Consider the following 17,315-nt stretch of genomic DNA (forward strand, 5'->3'; position numbering starts at 1 on the left):
AGGGCTGCGCCCTCGATCGCGACACAAGGCCGCTCCTACACGGACTGCGTTGGCTGTGCATCGCGCTTTGTCAGTGGCAGCGGCCTGGTCGGATCGGGTGCAATGGGCCGCAGCGCGGCCCCCGGGTTACTTAATTGCCTTTCACCGCATAATCCGGGCGCTTGTCGTTGCCAGGAATGAACGGGCTCCACGGCTGCGCACGCAGCGGCTGCTCGGTCTCCCAGACCACACTGAACTGACCGTCATCCTGGATCTCGCCGATCATCACCGGCTTGTGCAGGTGATGGTTGGTCTTGTCCATGGTCAGGGTGTAGCCCGACGGCGCGGCGAAGGTCTGCCCGGCCAGCGCTTCGCGAACCTTGTCGACATCGGTGGATTTGGCTTTCTCGACCGCCTGCGCCCACATGTTGATACCCACGTAGGTGGCTTCCATCGGGTCGTTGGTCACCGCCTTGTCGGCGCCCGGCAGATTTTTCGCCTTGGCGTAGGCCTTCCAGTCAGCGACGAACTTCTGGTTGACCGGGTTATCCACCGACTCGAAGTAGTTCCACGCCGCCAGGTGGCCAACCAGCGGCTTGGTGTCGATACCGCGCAGTTCTTCTTCGCCCACCGAGAACGCCACCACCGGCACATCGGTGGCCTTCAGGCCCTGGTTGGCCAGTTCTTTGTAGAACGGCACGTTGGAGTCGCCGTTGACGGTGGAGATCACCGCGGTCTTGCCGCCGGCAGAGAACTTCTTGATGTTGGCGACAATGGTCTGGTAATCGGCATGGCCGAACGGCGTGTACACCTCTTCGATGTCCTTGTCGGCCACACCTTTGCTGTGCAGGAAGGCTCGCAGAATCTTGTTGGTGGTGCGCGGGTAGACGTAGTCGGTGCCGAGCAGGAAGAAGCGCTTGGCGCTGCCGCCGTCTTCGCTCATCACGTATTCGACCGCCGGGATCGCTTGCTGGTTAGGCGCCGCGCCGGTGTAGAAGACGTTGGGCGACATCTCTTCACCTTCGTACTGCACCGGGTAGAACAGCAGCCCATTGAGCTCTTCGAACACCGGCAGCACCGACTTGCGCGACACCGACGTCCAGCAGCCGAACACCACCGCGACCTTGTCCTGGGTCAGCAGCTGGCGGCTCTTTTCCGCGAACAGCGGCCAGTTGGAAGCCGGATCGACCACCACCGCTTCGAGCATCTTGCCATTGACCCCGCCCTTGGCGTTGATCTGGTCGATGGTCATCAGCGCCATGTCCTTCAGCGAGGTCTCGGAAATGGCCATGGTCCCCGACAGCGAATGCAGGATGCCGACCTTGATGGTCTCGGCGGCCTGGATACTCCAGCTCAGGCCCATCGCCGCAATCGATGCGCTAAGGGTAAAGGCCTTGATCAGACTGCGACGCTTCATGTGCTCTCTCCGCTGAGTTTTTTATGCTGTTGGCGACTCTGCAGGAGGCATTGCAAGCGCTGTGCCCGCTTTTCGGACACGGCCAAAGCCCCGGATTTCGGGGCTTTGCGGGGAAAGCCGGGTCCAGCTTGGTGCTGGCGCCCGAAGCGTGCACGGTATTGGGGCCGCAGGGCAGCCCCAATCAGTCAGCGGTCCAGTGCGGCCCGCGGCTGGCGCTTGCTGCGCACGAACTGGTAGGTCACTGCCAACAGCAGGAACCAGATCGGCGTCACGACCAGTGCGGAGCGGGTGTCGGCCTCAAGGCTGAGCAGCACCAGAATCGCTGCGAAGAACACCAGGCACACGTAGCACATGAAGCGCCCGCCGGGCATCTTGTAGATCGAGCGTTGATGCAGCGCCGGGCGCTGGCTGCGGTACTTGAGGTACGACAGCAGGATCAGCGTCCAGACAAACATGAACAGCACTGCCGACACCGTGGTCACCAGGGTGAACGCTTCGATCACGTTCGGCACCAGGTAGATCAATACCGCGCCCAGCAGCAGGCAGGCGCAGGAGAAGAACAGGCCGTTGGCCGGGACCGCGCGGCGCGAGAGCTTCTCGAAGGCCTTCGGTGCATCACCTTCCTGGGCCAGGCCGAACAGCATGCGGCTGGTGGAGAACACGCCGCTGTTGGCCGACGAGGCGGCCGAGGTCAGCACCACGAAGTTGATGATGCTGGCCGCAGCGGGCAGGCCGGCGAGGACGAACAGTTCGACGAACGGGCTCTTGCCCGGCACCACGTCGCGCCACGGCGTCACCGCCATGATCGCGATCAGGGCCAGCACGTAGAAAACGATGATGCGGATCGGGATCGAGTTTATTGCCCGTGGCAGGGTGCGCTCCGGGTCTTTTGCTTCGGCGGCGGTGGTGCCGACCAGCTCGATCCCGACAAAGGCGAACACGGCGATCTGGAAGCCGGCGAAGAAGCCCATAAGGCCATGGGGGAACATGCCGTCATCGTTCCACAGGTTGGCCAACTGGGCGGTGCTGCCGGAGGGCGACTGGAAGCCGGTGATGACCATGTACAGGCCGGTGGCGACCAGGCCGAGGATGGCGACGATCTTGATCAGGGCGAACCAGAATTCCATCTCGCCGAACATCTTCACCGTCACCAGGTTCAGCGACAGCAATAGCGCCACGCAGCTCAGCGCCGGGATCCACTGCGGCAGGTCAGGGAACCAGAACTGGGTATAGGCGGCGATCGCGACCACGTCGGCGATACCGGTGACAACCCAGCAGAACCAGTAGGTCCAACCGGTGAAGTAACCGGCCCAGGGCCCGAGCAGGTCGGCCGAGAAGTCGATGAAGGACTTGTAGTTGAGGTTCGACAGCAGCAGCTCGCCCATCGCCCGCATGACGAAGAACAGCATGAAGCCGATGATCATGTAGACGAAGATGATCGACGGGCCAGCGAGGCTGATGGTCTTGCCCGAGCCCATGAACAGGCCGGTGCCGATGGCGCCGCCGATGGCGATAAGCTGAATGTGGCGGTTGCTCAGGTTGCGTTGCAGATGCTGGTCATCTGGCTCAGGGGTAGAGGTCACGGTCATTGGCTGCATTCCATTATTGGTTCAGTCTTTTTTTGCTAGCCGAGTAGGCTAACACGCCCGTTCCAGAACCGGGCGTGACAGATCGACACGAGTATTGCAGTGCAGCCTGGGGCCGCCTTGCGGCCCTATCGCGACACAAGGCCGCTCCTACAGGGACCGCGCCAGCATGAGACCAGCGCGGTCCCTGTAGGAGCGGCCTTGTGTCGCGATAGGGGCGCAACGCGCCCCCGGCTCTCTCAAGCCCGAAGCACCAACCGATCAACCCCCCACATCACCAACATCGACACCCCCACCAACGGAAACGCGACGCCCAACACCAGCATCACCACCGTCGCCGCCTTCCACCGCGGCAGATCATGGCGCAGTGGCGGCACCCCCAACCCACCCTCAGGCCGGCGCTTCCACCACATCACCAGACCGCTCACCGAGCCGAGCAGAATCATCAGGCACACCAGCAAGATCACGATCTGGTTGAACGCGCCAAACATCTTGCCTTCATGCAGCATCACGCCCAGTTCAGTCGCACGGGCGACCGGGCTGTAATCCTGCCAGCGCACATCGGCCAGCACCTGGCCGGTGTACTGATCGACATGCAGGGTGGCGTCGTTGCGCGGATCATCGGCAAACACCGCAATGGTGAACACGCCGTCGGCGGTGGTCGGCAGGGTAATGCTGTAGCCCGGCTCGACCTGGCGGCTGCTGGCAATGTCCTCGACCTGCTGCAGGCTGACCTGCGGCGCCGCTGGCTTGCTCGACATCATGTGGTGCCCGGCGTGTTCGGCATGGGCGCCGGACTGCGGCATCGGCGTGTTCTCCATCGCCCAGGGCACGGTCTGCCGATGCGCCTGGTTGAGCACGCGCGCCTGCTGGTCCGACTTGGGCACGTCATTCCACATCGCCGCCGGGAAGCGGTTCCACAGATCGGCATATTGCTTGCCCCACATGCCGGTCCAGGTCATGCCGCTGAGCAGCATCAGCAACAACAGCGCCGAACCCCAGAAGCCGCTGACCGCATGCAGGTCGCGCCACAGCAGCCTGCCGCGGGCAGCAAAACGTGGCCAGAGCACGCCGGCACCGTTGCGCCCGCGCGGCCACCACAGGTACAGCCCCGACACCACCAGCACAATGCCCCAGCCAGCAGCCAGCTCCACCAGCCGGTCGCCGACCGTGCCGACCATCAGCTCGCCATGCAGGGCGCGGGCGATGGCCTGCAGGTTCTGCTTGGCATCCTGTTCGCCGAGTACCTTGGCGTTGTACGGATCGACGAACACATTCAGCTCACGGCCGCCGTCATGCACCACAAATTGCGCGCTGCGCTCGCTGTTCAGCGGCGGCAGGTACTGGCCGACGTGGCCCTGTGGATAAGCCTGCTGAACCTGTGCCAGCAGCGCGTCGGCATTTTGGCGATGGTGGCCGGCTTCGACCACCATCAGCTCGCGGTACATCAGCGGGTCAAGCTGTGGCTTGAACAGGTAGATGATCCCGGTCAGCGCCAGCAGAATCATGAAGGGTGCAACGAACAGCCCGGCATAGAAGTGCCAGCGCCAGGCCAGGTTGTAGAAGGAAATACGCGGTCCGCCCATGGAACCTCCCATCAGAGGGGCGCGGTCATGGCCGCGCCCGTTGTAATTGTCAGAAGCTGAGATCGACTTTGGTCCAGAAGGTCCGGCCAGGTTCAGGCACCGGTTGCGGATCGTTCGCCGGGTAACCAAAACCGGCGTTGCCGGCCAGGTTCAGGTGCTCGGCGTAAGCCTTGTCGAACAGGTTGTCGACGCCGGCGCTGAGCTTGAGATTGCGCATGACCTTGTAGGCGCCATTGAGCGAGAACACGCCAAAGCCTGCGCTTTGTTGATAGTCCTTGCCGACCACATTGCCCTGATTTTCAGCGACGCGGTTCTGCGCCGAGACCAGTCGCCACAGCGCACCGGTGCTCCAGTTGTCCTGGCTGTAGGTCAGGCCCAGGCGGCTTTCCAGTGGCGGCATCTGCGGCAGTGCCTTGCCGTCGCTGCTGTTTTTGCCCCAAGCGTAAGCGAGGGTCGCGTCGGCCTTCCAGTTTTCCGACAGCTTGTACGCCGCGCCCAGCTCGCCGCCCATGATCCGCGCATCGATGTTCTGCGCCTGAGTGGTGCTCATGCCCATCATGCCGGTCTGGTAATCGAACAGGATGTAGTCGCGAACCTGCCCGACATAGCCCGAGGCCCAGGCTTCCAGGCGCTCGTCACGGTACTGGATGCCGAAGTCGAGCTGGGTAGTTTTCTCCGGTTTGATCGCGTCGAAGGCGTTGCGCGTACCGGCCGGGCCGTCGGCCGAGAATAGCTCCCAGTAATCGGGGAAGCGTTGCGCATGGCCAAGGCCAATGTAGGTGGTGGCCGACAGCGCGCTGAGGTCGTGCTCATAACGGACAAAGCCGCTGGGCAGGGTATCGGCGCGAGTGTCGCCGGCAGTGGGTTGGTCGCTGCGCAAATCGCGCGCCGAAGCGCGGTCAAGACGGGCGCCGCTGATCAGCCGGTCTTCGCCGCTGGCGTACCAGGTCAGCTCGGCGAACGCGCCGTAGTTATGAAACTCGGCATCCTTGCTCCACGGCTGGCCACGGTGCGCGTCAACGCCCATGCCGCTGCGCTGGCGGTGCTCGCTGCTTTGCGCATCGATACCGCTGATCAACTGCACATCGGCCCATCGCCAGGTGGCTTTGATCCGCGCGCCGAGGGTGCGCCGGTCGACGTTGGCGACCATCGGCATGCCCATCATGCCGCTGCCGGACGGGGTGCGCAGGCTGTAGTTGTCCATCACGTGATCGGCGTAGTTGTAGTAGACCTGCGCTTCGATCTTGTCGAGCACCTCGCCAAGATTGGATTTCTCGAAGCGCAGGCCAAGGCTTTCGCGCTTGAACTGCGAGCCATCCATGCCGCGCCCGGCGTAACGGGCCTCACCGTCACCTTTGCCGGCGGTGAGTTCGAGCAGGGTGTCGGCATCCGGCGTCCAGCCGAGGCTGACGTCGCCGTTCCACTTGTCCCAGCGCGACGGCACTGTGTCGCCGTTGCCATCGCGGTAGTCATCCGAGCGCGACTGGTTGCCGACAAAGCGCGCATACGCCTGGCTGTTGCCGGCGGCGACGTCGAGCAGCTTGTCGAAACGGCCATTGGAGCCAGCCAGCAGGCTGGCGTTGACCCGGCTGCCAAGTTCGCCGAACTGCTCGGGCTCGCGCTCGAACAGGATCGTCCCGGCCGAGCCGCCGGGGCCCCAGATCACGCTTTGTGGGCCTTTGATCACGGTCAGGCGGTCGTAGGTTTCCGGCGAGATGTACGAGGTTGGCGCGTCCATCCGGTTGGGGCAGGCGCCGAGCATCTGGCCGCCATTGGTGAGGATGTTCAGGCGCGAGCCGAACATGCCGCGCAACACCGGATCGCCGTTGGTGCCGCCAGCGCGGATCGCCGAAAAGCCGGGGATGGTCTTCAGGTAGTCGGCACCATCGCTGGCCGGCACCGGTTGGCGCGGGTCCTTGGGGTTGGTGACGATGGTCAGCGGCGAGCTGGGGGCGACGGCGGTAATTACCGTCGGGCTCAGCTCGGCACTGTCGTGGTCGTGGCCGACATGGCCGACATGGCCGCTATCGGCGGCGATGGCCAAGGGGCTCAACAGCGAGCCGCAGAGCACGGCGATAGTGCCGCGCAAGGAAAGGGTGAAAACGGGGATGCAGCCGGACATAGTGATTCCAGTCGATCAGTCGAATATGAGCGAACAGCCTCCTGGCTGCGTGCGGTCAATGGATGTTCAGACGTAGATCGACTGGGCAGGTGGCGCCCGGCTGCGGGCACCGGGGAAAATCGCCTGACGCGCGTGGCCGTGGCGGGTGGCGCTTGGCAGGGGTTGGGCAGGCGGGACACGGCTGGCGTTGAGCGGGCTGAAGCTCTGCGGCAGCGCCGGGCAGTTGAACAGCAGGGTGCAATAGCCGCACTTGGCCCACAGCGCGTGCAGCTCGGCGTCATCGCTGTGATGGTGTTGCTTGCTGCCGGCGTGGGCATGGCTGGCGGGCATGGGCATGTTCATGGCCATGTCGCTGGACATGCTCATGCTCATGCCGGTGTGGTGCTCCATCGGCATCGACTGAGAAATCAGCGGCCCGATGAAGATCATCCACATGGCAAACAGGCTCAGCCAGCCGCCACCGGCGCGCCTGCGAGCAGGGCGGGTGGTACGGCGGTAGCTGTGTTTGCCCAGCACGTTCACGGCTGGCGCCTGTCAGCGGTCAGTGCGCGTGTTGCTGTTGCGGCTGGTCGGCCGGCGGCTGCTTCTGCACCGCCACTTGCACGGTGATGTCGCCGGCTTTTTCGAAGTGCAGGGTCAGCGGGAAGCGCTTGCCGTCGGTGAGCAGGCTGCGGTCCTTGGGCTGCATCAGCATCACGTGGTAGGCGCTGGGGGCGAACAGCAGGTCTTTGCCAGCGGGGACGGTCACGCCGTCGACCTGCTGCATTTTCATCAGGCCTGCGGCGTTCATGGCGTGCTCATGCAGCTGCGCGTCATCACTGATCGGGCTGTCGACGCTGAGCAGGCGGTCGTCGCTGCTGCCGCTGTTGTGCACGGTGAAGTAGGCCGCCACGTTGGGCGCATTGGGCGGCAGCTGCAGTGACCACGGGTGAGTGATGTGCAGGTCACCTTGGGTGTATTCGTGGGCAACGGCGAAAGCGCCAGGCAGCAACAGGGCGGCCACGACGAGGGCTTGCTTGAGCATGGGGAAATCTCCGATCTGGACAGGTTCAGGGCGCGGGGCGGCTGTAACTCAGGTCAGGGGAGAGGCTCGTGGATTGAGCGCAGGCCACAACTGGCGCGGCGTCGGTTGGTAGCTGGCGAGAACGGCCGTGGTGTCGTTGGCAACGGCTACCCGGCTGTGCAACTGCGGCGGATGGCCGGGCAGGGCCAGCAGCGTCAGGCCGCCCGAGCAACACCAGCAATGTTGCATGCTCGCGTGCTCGTCGCCTTGCGGGCCGAGGTCGATCTTGGCCAGCGCCTGCACTGCCGGCGTGGGCTTGACGCCCATGCTGGAGCAGAACGCCCCCCACAGCAGCTGCTCGGCCGCGCTTTTCGGCGCAGCGGAAGACAGCGGCATGGCCAGCAGATTGAACAGCACTGCAAGGCAGGCGATCCAGGCGATGGGCCGACGTGGGGGCATGGAGAGATCCGGTCAGGAATCGTGGTGGCTATTGTACGGCGCAGTATAGGTAAAAATACCCCGGTGCGGTGAAGTGCCGCAGCTGCACCTGTGCAATGGCCGCCGAGCCCTGACCGAGGCTGGGCGGCGGTGTATCAGGCCTTGCGCCCGAGCAGCCCGCGCACGGTTTCTTGCAGGTCGGCCGGCAATACCACGATCTTGGAATTGTTGCTCGCCGCCAGGGTTTCCATCGCACCGATGTAGCGCTCGCCAAGCAGGTACATGGCTGGGGTGGTTTCGCTGCCAACGGCATCGCGCACCAGGGTGATCGCTCGGGCCGACGCTTCGGCCAGGCTGATTTGTGCCTCGGCGTCCAATCGGGCTGACTGCAAGCGCGCTTCAGCTTCAAGAATCGCCGCTTGCTTGGCACCCTCGGCGCGGGTCACGTCGGCTTTACGCTCACGCTCTGCGGCGGCCTGGCGTTCCATGGCCAGCTGCATGTTCGGCGACGGCTTGATGTCCTGGATTTCTACCGAGCGCACGGTCACGCCCCAGTCTTCGGTCTGCTCGGACATCGCTTCGCGCAGGCGCGCCTTGATCTGCTCGCGGCTGGACAGCGCTTCGTCGAGGTCCATGGCACCGACGATCGCCCGCAGCGAGGTCATGGTCAGGCTGGTCACGGCAAACGAGAAGTTCTGCACGCCGTAGGAGGCCTTCTGCGGGTCGATGACCTTGGCGAAGCACAGCGCGTTGGCGACGATGACGGCGTTGTCCTTGGTGATGATTTCCTGCTGCTGGACATCGAGGATGATGTCCTTGGTCGGCAGGCGATAGGCAACCACGTCCATGTACGGGATGAGGATGTTCAGGCCGGGCTTGAGTGTGCTGTGGTAGCGGCCCAGGCGCTCGACGATCCACTCTTCGCCCTGGGGCACGATGCGCACCCCTTTGAACAGGGTGATCAGAACAAACAGTGCCAGGCAGGCGACGACGATAAGGCTGGTCATGGTGCAGCGTCCTTTAAGTACGGATTCAGGCCCGGGTGATCCGGGCGGTGTTGCCTTCGATGGCGGTCAGGCGCACGCGCTCGCCGGCGGCGATGTCACTGTCGGCGATGCACACCCATTCCTCGTTGCCGAGGATCGGCTTCTGGAATCGCACACGACCCTTCTGGAACTCCGAGACGGCCACGGTAAGCAGGCCGACCTCGCCGATCACGCTGTCGCCAGTCCAGCGCACGTCGGGTTTTTTCCGGCGAAACAGCTTGAACCAGAGCAGAGTGGTGGCCGACGAGAACAGCACCCACAGCAGCACCTGGCTATCCAGTTGCAGGCTGGGCGCGATCAGGGCGATCAAAGCCACCAGCACGGCGCCGATGCCGAACCAGAGAATGAAGAACGTGGGCAGGACCAGTTCAAGCAGGACCAGGGCGACGCCGAAGACGAGCCAGATCCACCATTGCATTTCCATATGGGTGGCCTTCCAGAAGGGGAATGCGCAGTTTACGGCAGATGGCCTGATGGCGGCCATTAAGCCGGTTCCTAAAACCGTGCAGGAAATTTCCTCGGCATCCTGGGCGTCGGCGCCAGTAGCAACGCGATCAAAGCCCCAGCGCGGCCAGCAGTGTGTCTACCTGAGCAAATTCCCGGTCCACTGCAGGCAGTTGCGGGCGCTTGAGTACCAGCACCGGTATGCCCCGTTCGCGGGCGACCTCAAGCTTGGGCTCGGTGGCGACGCTGCCGCTGTTCTTGCTGACCAGAACGTCGATCTGGCGGCGGGCGAACAGTGCACGCTCATCCGCCAGCGCGAATGGCCCGCGGGCGCCGATGACTTCGCAGCGGTCATTGCCCGGGTAGTTGTCGAGGGCGCGCAAGGTCCAGAACTGCTGCTCAGGTATTTCGTCCAGATGAGCAAGGGGTTCGCGGCCCAATGTGAACAGAGGCCGGGCAAACGGCGAAAGTGCCGTGATCAGCTCGGCCCAGTCGGCCACCTCGCGCCAGTCATCTCCCGGCTGAGGCTGCCAGGCCGGCCGGCGCAGTGCCCAGCAGGGCACACCGGCACTGCGCGCAGCCTGCGCGGCATTGGCGCTGATCTGCGCCGCATAGGGGTGGGTCGCATCGATCAGCAAACTGATGCCGGCTTCGCGCAGGTAGTGCGCCAGGCCCTCAGCGCCACCATAGCCGCCGACGCGCAGCTGGCAGGACAAATCCTGCGGCACACGGCCGACGCCGGCCAGGCTGTAGACGTGCTGTGGGCCCAAGCGCCTGGCAATCGCCAAGGCCTCGGTGACGCCGCCTAGCAGCAGAATCCGCTCGCTCATTGCACACCCGCCTGGCCGACGATGCCGCCCTGGCGGTCGATGGCAAACACCTCGACCTGCACCTGCGTCGGCACCACGCTGCAGGCGAAGGCGCGGGCATGAGCGCACACTGCGTCACCCAGCGGAATACCTGCTGCATGTGCCAGCGCCAGCGCCTGCTGGCTAGTGTTGGCGGCAAGGATTGCCTGTTGCACTGCCTGATCGGCTCCAAGCTGCGCGGCCCAACCGGCCAACTGCGGCAGGTCGATACTGGAATGACGGCTGTGCAGGTCCATGTTGCCCGCCGCCAGCTTGCTGATCTTGCCGAAACCGCCGCACAGGCTCAGGCGCGCCATCGGCACCTTGCGCAGGTGCTTGAGCACCGCGCCGACAAAGTCGCCCATCTCGATCAGGGCGATTTCCGGCAGATTGTAGACACGGCGCATGGTGTCTTCGCTGGCATTGCCGGTGCAGGCTGCGACATGGGTGTAGCCGTTGCTGTGGGCGACGTCGATGCCTTGCTGGATCGAGGCGATGTAGGCCGCGCAGGAGAACGGCCGGACGATACCGCTGGTGCCGAGAATCGACAGCCCGCCAAGAATGCCCAGGCGTGGGTTCATGGTTTTCAGGGCCAGCTGATCACCGTCACGCACGTTCACCGTGACCTCGAAACCGCCGCTGTAACCACAGTCGTTGGCCAGTTGCTGCAGGTGCTCGCTGATCATCCGTCGCGGTACCGGGTTGATGGCCGGCTCGCCGACTGCCAGCACTAGTCCGGGTCGGGTTACGGTGCCGACACCGACACCTGCGACAAACTGCACGCCGGGCGTGGCGAGCAGGCGCACCTGGCTGTAGAGCAGGGCGCCGTGGGTCACGTCGGGGTCGTCACCGGCGTCCTTGAGGGTGCCGGCCTCGGCGCAGTCGCCGCTACGCCTGCAGAACTCCAGACGCATCTGCACCACCTTGCCCTTGGGCAGGGTGATGTGCACCGCGTCGGCGTCGACGCCGCTCAGCAGCAGGCGTGCGGCGGCGAGGCTGGTTGCCGTGGCGCAGCTGCCGGTGGTCAGGCCGCTGCGCAGTGGCGCGGGTTGTTCGCGGGTTTCTTCACGCATCCAGGGCTTTCACTACGTCGAGCAAGGTGATCGGCAAGGCCTGGCGCCAGGTGTCGAAGTTGCCCAGCGGCTGCGTGTGGGCAATGTGGATGCGGGTCAGCTCACCGCCGTGCGCTTCGCGAAACTGGGCAAGGGCCAGTTCGCTTTGCAGAGTGACGGCATTGGCCACCAGCCGGCCACCGGGGCGCAGGCGCTCCCAGCACAGGGCGAGCATGCCTTCGCCGGTGACGCCTCCACCGATGAAGATCGCGTCGGGCCGCTCCAGTTCGGCCAGCGCCTGCGGGGCCTTGCCGCGGATCAGGCGCAGCCCCGGGACGCCAAGCGCGTCGCGGTTGCGCTCGATCAACGCTTGCCGGCCTGCATCGGCTTCGATCGCCAGGGTGCGGCAGCTGGGGTGGGCGCGCATCCATTCGATGCCGATCGAGCCACAGCCGGCGCCGACATCCCATAACAGCGCGCCGGGTTGCGGTGCCAGGCGGGCGAGGGTGATCGCGCGAACATCGCGCTTGGTCAGCTGGCCGTCGTGTTCGAAGGCCGAGTCCGGTAAACCGGCAGCGGGTGACAAGCGCGGTGTGTCCGCTGCAGCCAGGCATTCGATGGCGACTACATTCAGCGCCGCCAGCTGACCGTGTAGCCAATCTTCGGCAGTGCCCTGCACATGCCGCTCCTGCGGCCCGCCCAGGTGTTCGAACACCTGCAAGCGGCTTGGGCCGAAGCCTTGGTCGCGCAGCAGCGCAGCGATCTGTGCCGGGCTGTCGCCATCGTTGCTCAGCACCAACAGACGCAAGCCCGTGTAGCAGTAGGCGTTGAGTGCGGCCAGCGGGCGGGCGACCAGCGAGACAATCTGCACCTCTTGCAGTGGCCAACCAAGGCGCGCGGCGGCCAGGGAGCAGGACGATGGCGCCGACAGAACTCGCAGCTGCTCGGCTGGCACCTGCCGCGCCAGGCTGGCGCCAACGCCGAAGAACATCGGGTCGCCGCTGGCCAATACGCATACCGGCTCGCCGCGCAGGGCCAGCACCGGTTCCAGGCTGAACGGGCTCGACCAGGGCAGCTGCTCAGCGCTGACACAGTGGGGCAACAGCGCCAACTGGCGCGGGCTGCCGAAGATCCGCGAAGCCGCCAGCAGGGCACGCCGGGCGGGTTTGCCCAGGCCGCTGAAACCGTCTTCACCGATGCCTACAACTGTCAGCCAGGGGGCCATCTGCTTCCTCATCAAGCCTGAATGGGCCGCGTCGGCCCGGAAATCACACGATCTTCGACCGCCGGTTTTTCATGCCGTCGAGCAAAGCAGGCATAATACCGCGCCTTCTATACTCAAGCGCACTTTGACGATTGCCGGATGCCTTCTTGACCCCGCCTCTTGACCCTGCCGTTTCGCCCCGCCCCTCGGCTTGCCCGGGGTTGTGGCGCATCGTCGCCGCTCGCGATGGCGGCATCTGCCGGATCAAGCTGCCGGGTGGCCTGCTGCTGGCCGATCAGGCTGACGCTGTGGCCGAGGCTGCCGAGCGCTTTGCCGGCGGCGTGATCGAAGCGACCAACCGCGGCAATCTGCAGATACGCGGGGTCGGCGCGCAGCATGCAGAGCTGATCGAACACTTGCTGGCGGCTGGCCTCGGCCCGCGGCAGGCAGCTGGTGATGATGTCCGCAACCTGATGCTGAGCCCGCTGGCCGGGCGCGACCCGGCCATGCTGCTGGATACCCGGCCGCTGGCCGGGCAAATCCTCGAGATGCTCGAAAGCACGCCGCATCTGCATCAACTGTCGGCCAAGTTTGCTGTGCAGTTGGATGGCGGCGAGCACCTGACCATGCTCGATCACCCGCATGACCTGTGGCTGTCGCCGCTGCAGCTGGAGCAGCAGACCTGGCTGGCCTTCGGTCTGGCCGGTTGCCCAGGCACCGATCGACCGCTGGGGGCGGTGCCGTTGGCCGCTGGGCTGGCGCTGGTCAGGGCGGTGCTGGAGCGCTTTCTCGAGCTGGCCAGTACTGAGCAGTCGCGCATGCGCCAGTTGCTGCAGACCTGCGCAGTCGAGCATTTCATCGAAGGCCTCGGCATCGAGCTGCGGCGCGACCCGGCAGTCCTCCAATGGCGACGGGCCAAGGCCTGCGCCAACTGGCTCGGGCCGCTGGCGCAAGCCCAGGGCACTGCGTTTGGCGTTGCCCCACCGCTGGGCCGCTTTACCCCGGCGATGCTGCGTGGCGCCGCTGAGGTAGCACGCGCCTGTGGTGACGGCGAGTTGCACTTGAGCCCTTGGCAGAGCCTGGTGTTGAGCGACATCTCGGCAGATCAGCTGCAGGCCGCACAAGCCCAGCTGCAAGCGCTTGGCCTGGTCTGCTCCAGCCGCGAGCCACTGGCGCGAGTGACCGCCTGCAGCGGCGCCAGCGGTTGTGCCAAGGCACTGGCCGAGACCAAGGCCGATGCCGTCCAGCTCGCCGCGCTGATTGCGCCCGGCGCACCGGCCAGCGTGCACCTCAGCGGCTGCCCGCGCTCCTGCGCCGTGGCCCATGTCGCCCCCGCGACCTTGCTGGCCCGCTCGCCGGGCCGCTACGACCTTTATTTGCGTGACGCGCAGCAGCCCGGTTTCGGTGCCCTGCGCGCGACCGACCTTACCTTGAAAGCAGCAGGCGCCATGCTCGACCTGCTCACGGAGCACCTTGATGATTGACTACATTCGCGATGGTCAGGAGATCTATCGCAATTCCTTCCGGATCATCCGCGAGGAGGCCCGCCTGGAGCGGATCCCGGCCGATCTGGAAAAGCTCGCGGTGCGGGTGATTCACGCTTGCGGCATGGTCGAGGCGATCGATGGTCTGCAGTTTTCCGCAGGCGCCGGCACTGCCGGGCGCGAAGCCCTGGCCAAGGGCGCGCCGATTCTGTGTGACGCGCACATGGTTGCCGAGGGCATTACCCGCGCCAGGCTGCCTGCCAACAACGAGGTGATCTGCACCCTGCGCGACCCGCGCGTGCCGGCCATGGCCAAAGAGCAGGGCAATACCCGCTCGGCAGTCGCGCTGGAGCTGTGGCGCGAGCACCTGGGAGGCAGCGTGGTGGTCATCGGCAACGCGCCGACGGCGCTGTTCTACCTGCTTGAAATGATCGACGCGGGTGCCCCGAAACCAGCGTTGATTCTTGGCTTCCCGGTAGGCTTCGTCGGCGCTGCCGAGTCCAAGGCGATGCTGGCTGCCGACAGCCGCGGGGTGCCGTTCGTGATCATGCAGGGCCGCCTCGGCGGCAGCGCAATGGCCGCCGCCGCGGTCAACTCGCTGGCCACGGAGGTGGAATGATGAACCCTCGCGGACGACTGCTCGGCCTCGGCGTTGGCCCCGGCGATCCAGAACTGATCACAGTCAAGGCGCTGCGCCTGCTGCGCGAGGCGCCGGTGGTGGCGTACTTCGTCGCCAAGGGCAAGCGCGGCAATGCCTTCGGCATCATCGAGGCGCACTTGCAGGCGCAGCAGACCTTGCTGCCGTTGGTCTACCCGGTAACCACCGAGGCGCTGCCGGCGCCGCTGTCGTATGAGCAGGTGATCAGCGATTTCTACGATGAAGCTGCCGAGCAGGTGGCTGCGCATCTGGATGCCGGTCGCGATGTGGCGGTGATCTGCGAAGGCGACCCGTTCTTCTATGGCTCGTACATGTACCTGCACGATCGCCTGGCCCAGCGCTTCGAGGCCGAAGTGATCCCCGGTGTCTGCTCGATGCTCGGTGGCGCCTCGGTATTGGGCGCACCGCTGGTGTATCGCAACCAGACCCTCACCGTGCTCTCGGGCGTGCTGCCCGGCGAGGAGCTCAAGCGCCGGCTGGCCGATGCCGATGCGGCGGTGATCATGAAGCTTGGGCGTAACTTCCCCAAGGTGCGCCAGGTGCTCGCCGAGCTGGGTCTGGATCAGCGCGCGCTGTATGTCGAACGCGCAACCATGGCCAACCAGAAGATCGTCGCCCTGGATGCGGTCGACCCTTCGTCCTCGCCGTACTTTTCGCTGATCATCGTGCCGGGTGAAAAATGGCAGGGCTGAACATGCGCAAGGCACCGGCCATCATCATCCTCGGCCAGGCCAGCCTGGCCACCGCGCAGCGCCTCAAGCAGCTGTACGCCGATGCCACCATCCATGGCCTCAACGGCCGGGTGGTCGGCGCAGACACGGGCTATGAGTCGTTTGGCGCAACCCTGCGTGAGCTGTACCAGCAGGACATCCCGATCATTGCCCTGTGCGCCGCCGGCATCGTCATCCGCAGCCTGGCCAGCATGCTCAGCGACAAGGATGTCGAGCCGCCGGTGCTGGTGGTTGCCGAAGACGGCAGCGCGGTGGTGCCGCTGCTCGGTGGGCTGGGCGGGGTCAATGTCATGGCCCGCGAGATTGCTGGCGCGTTGGGCGTGGCTGCTGCGATCACCACCAGTGGCGAGCTACGTTTTGGCACCTGCCTGCTCAACCCGCCGGCGGGTTACGCCCTTGCGGACCTTGAGCAGGGCAAGCGTTTTGTCTCTGACCTGCTGGCTGGTGAAAGCGTGCGTATCGAAGGTGATGCGCCGTGGTTGGCGCAGGCACAACTGCCCGCGGATGCTGCCGCGCAGCGGACTATTCATGTCGGTTGCGAAGCGCGCCCGGCCAGCCGTGATGAGTTGCTGATCCACCCGCGTTCGGTGCTGATTGCCGTCAGCACTGAGGTTGCCGACCTGGCCGAGCAGGTGCGTGCTGCCCTGCGTGAGGCGAATATCGCCGAGCCCGCGCTGGCCTGCCTGCTCGCCAGCGAGCAGCAGATGGCTGAGCCCGCGTTGCATCAGGCAGCGCAAGTGCTGGGCGTGGCGCTGCGTTTTGCGGCGCCGGCGGCCAGCCTTGTCGACTTGGCGCAACGGGCCCTGCCCGGTGCGCGCGTCAGTGAACATGCGGGGCTGGCGGTGGCCGTCGGCAGTGTACCGGTCGAACCCGCGCAGGTTGGTCGCAGCCGTGGCCGCCTGGCGGTGATCGGCCTCGGCCCAGGCGCCGCCGAGCTGATGGTGCCTGCGGTCAAACGCGAACTGACGCTGGCTCAGGATGTGCTCGGTTACGAGACCTACGTGCGCATGGCTGGCCCGTTCCGCCCTGATCAGACCCTGCACAACACCGACAACCGCGAAGAGATGCAGCGCGCTCGCCACGCCTTCGAGCTGGCCGCACAGGGCCGCTCGGTGGTCGTGGTGTCGTCGGGCGACCCCGGCGTGTTCGCCATGGCCGCTGCCGTGCTCGAAGCGCTGCATGAGTCCACCGATCCGGCCTGGCATCAGGTCGATCTGGAAATCCTGCCAGGCGTCTCGGCATCGCTGGCGACCGCTGCGCAGGCGGGTGCACCGTTGGGCCATGACTTCTGCGTAATGTCGCTGTCCGACAACCTCAAACCCTGGTCGATCATCGAAACCCGGCTTGATCTGGCCGCTCAGGCTGACCTGGTTCTGGCCTTCTACAACCCGATCTCCAAGGCTCGGCCCTGGCAGCTGGGCGTGGCCCTGGGCATCGTCAGGCGCCACCGTGACGGGCACACGCCAGTGGTGCTTGGCCGTGATATCGGCAGGCCGGGGCAGACGCTGCGGGTCGTCACCCTGGCCGAACTGCTGCCCGAGATGGTCGACATGCGCACCATGGTGCTGGTGGGCTCATCGACGACCTGCCGCTTCGACCGAGCCGGTGGTGGCGAGTGGGTGTACACGCCGCGTTGGTACGGCCGCGAGGCCTGAGGGCACAAGCAGCCGGGCGGGAAGCGTTACGCAGCGCTCAGCGGACAGGCGCTTGAGTAGGG

General features: G+C 65.4%; 16 protein-coding genes. 4 read left to right on the plus strand and 12 right to left on the minus strand.

From position 1 onward, the window contains the following. Nucleotides 1-130 precede the first annotated feature (130 nt). From urtA to cbiE, 12 genes are all read right to left on the minus strand, one after another. Nucleotides 131-1,396, minus strand: a complete 1,266-nt coding sequence (gene urtA / locus ACQZ2L_RS20495) for an urea ABC transporter substrate-binding protein (protein WP_101316028.1) — start codon at nt 1,394-1,396, stop codon at nt 131-133. Between the two features lie 185 nt (nt 1,397-1,581). Next, nucleotides 1,582-2,985, minus strand: coding sequence for a D-serine/D-alanine/glycine transporter (gene cycA / locus ACQZ2L_RS20500; RefSeq protein ID WP_430327604.1), 1,404 nt, complete (start codon nt 2,983-2,985; stop codon nt 1,582-1,584). Nucleotides 2,986-3,221: 236 nt separating this feature from the next. After that, nucleotides 3,222-4,568 carry a PepSY-associated TM helix domain-containing protein gene (locus ACQZ2L_RS20505; protein WP_430327605.1) on the minus strand — a complete coding sequence of 449 codons (1,347 nt, stop codon included), beginning with the start codon at nt 4,566-4,568 and terminating at the stop codon, nt 3,222-3,224. Between the two features lie 49 nt (nt 4,569-4,617). Next, the gene (locus tag ACQZ2L_RS20510; RefSeq protein ID WP_430327606.1) at nt 4,618-6,690 is read right to left on the minus strand and encodes a TonB-dependent copper receptor; all 2,073 of its coding nucleotides are present in this window, start codon (nt 6,688-6,690) and stop codon (nt 4,618-4,620) included. Between the two features lie 66 nt (nt 6,691-6,756). Beyond that, nucleotides 6,757-7,206, minus strand: coding sequence for a DUF2946 domain-containing protein (locus ACQZ2L_RS20515; protein WP_430327669.1), 450 nt, complete (start codon nt 7,204-7,206; stop codon nt 6,757-6,759). A 25-nt stretch (nt 7,207-7,231) separates the two neighbouring features. After that, complete coding sequence (locus ACQZ2L_RS20520; protein ID WP_430327607.1) at nt 7,232-7,714, minus strand: copper chaperone PCu(A)C; 483 nt, start codon at nt 7,712-7,714, stop codon at nt 7,232-7,234. Between the two features lie 48 nt (nt 7,715-7,762). Further along, the gene (locus ACQZ2L_RS20525; protein ID WP_430327608.1) at nt 7,763-8,152 is read right to left on the minus strand and encodes a DUF2946 domain-containing protein; all 390 of its coding nucleotides are present in this window, start codon (nt 8,150-8,152) and stop codon (nt 7,763-7,765) included. 134 nt (nt 8,153-8,286) lie between these two features. After that, entirely contained in the window at nt 8,287-9,138 is an 852-nt protein-coding gene (locus ACQZ2L_RS20530) for an SPFH domain-containing protein (RefSeq protein WP_430327609.1), read from the minus strand. A gap of 25 nt (nt 9,139-9,163) precedes the next feature. Beyond that, nucleotides 9,164-9,601, minus strand: coding sequence for an NfeD family protein (locus ACQZ2L_RS20535; protein WP_430327670.1), 438 nt, complete (start codon nt 9,599-9,601; stop codon nt 9,164-9,166). A 130-nt stretch (nt 9,602-9,731) separates the two neighbouring features. Next, complete coding sequence (locus ACQZ2L_RS20540; protein ID WP_430327610.1) at nt 9,732-10,451, minus strand: cobalt-precorrin-6A reductase; 720 nt, start codon at nt 10,449-10,451, stop codon at nt 9,732-9,734. Then, on the minus strand, nt 10,448-11,542 hold the full coding sequence (locus tag ACQZ2L_RS20545; RefSeq protein ID WP_430327611.1) for a cobalt-precorrin-5B (C(1))-methyltransferase: 1,095 nt from the start codon (nt 11,540-11,542) through the stop codon (nt 10,448-10,450). Before ACQZ2L_RS20545 ends, ACQZ2L_RS20540 begins: the two co-directional genes overlap by 4 nt. Next, nucleotides 11,535-12,746, minus strand: a complete 1,212-nt coding sequence (gene cbiE / locus ACQZ2L_RS20550) for a precorrin-6y C5,15-methyltransferase (decarboxylating) subunit CbiE (RefSeq protein ID WP_430327612.1) — start codon at nt 12,744-12,746, stop codon at nt 11,535-11,537. The genes ACQZ2L_RS20545 and cbiE overlap by 8 nt, the downstream gene beginning before the upstream one ends. A gap of 131 nt (nt 12,747-12,877) precedes the next feature. On the opposite strand from cbiE, the gene cobG reads away from it, so the two are divergent. Genes cobG through cobJ form a run of 4 tightly spaced genes read left to right on the plus strand, consistent with a single transcriptional unit; the run spans nt 12,878 to nt 17,253 of the window. Beyond that, the gene (gene cobG, locus ACQZ2L_RS20555) at nt 12,878-14,209 is read left to right on the plus strand and encodes a precorrin-3B synthase (RefSeq protein WP_430327613.1); all 1,332 of its coding nucleotides are present in this window, start codon (nt 12,878-12,880) and stop codon (nt 14,207-14,209) included. Beyond that, nucleotides 14,202-14,828: a precorrin-8X methylmutase gene (locus tag ACQZ2L_RS20560; protein WP_430327614.1), complete on the plus strand. Its 627-nt coding sequence runs from the start codon at nt 14,202-14,204 to the stop codon at nt 14,826-14,828. The genes cobG and ACQZ2L_RS20560 overlap by 8 nt, the downstream gene beginning before the upstream one ends. After that, the gene (locus ACQZ2L_RS20565) at nt 14,825-15,559 is read left to right on the plus strand and encodes a precorrin-2 C(20)-methyltransferase (protein WP_314876459.1); all 735 of its coding nucleotides are present in this window, start codon (nt 14,825-14,827) and stop codon (nt 15,557-15,559) included. Before ACQZ2L_RS20560 ends, ACQZ2L_RS20565 begins: the two co-directional genes overlap by 4 nt. Next, on the plus strand, nt 15,547-17,253 hold the full coding sequence (gene cobJ, locus ACQZ2L_RS20570; RefSeq protein ID WP_430327615.1) for a precorrin-3B C(17)-methyltransferase: 1,707 nt from the start codon (nt 15,547-15,549) through the stop codon (nt 17,251-17,253). The genes ACQZ2L_RS20565 and cobJ overlap by 13 nt, the downstream gene beginning before the upstream one ends. Nucleotides 17,254-17,315: the final 62 nt, after the last annotated feature.

The sequence above is a fragment of the Pseudomonas shirazensis genome (assembly GCF_050496565.1).
GTDB lineage: Bacteria > Pseudomonadota > Gammaproteobacteria > Pseudomonadales > Pseudomonadaceae > Aquipseudomonas > Aquipseudomonas shirazensis_A.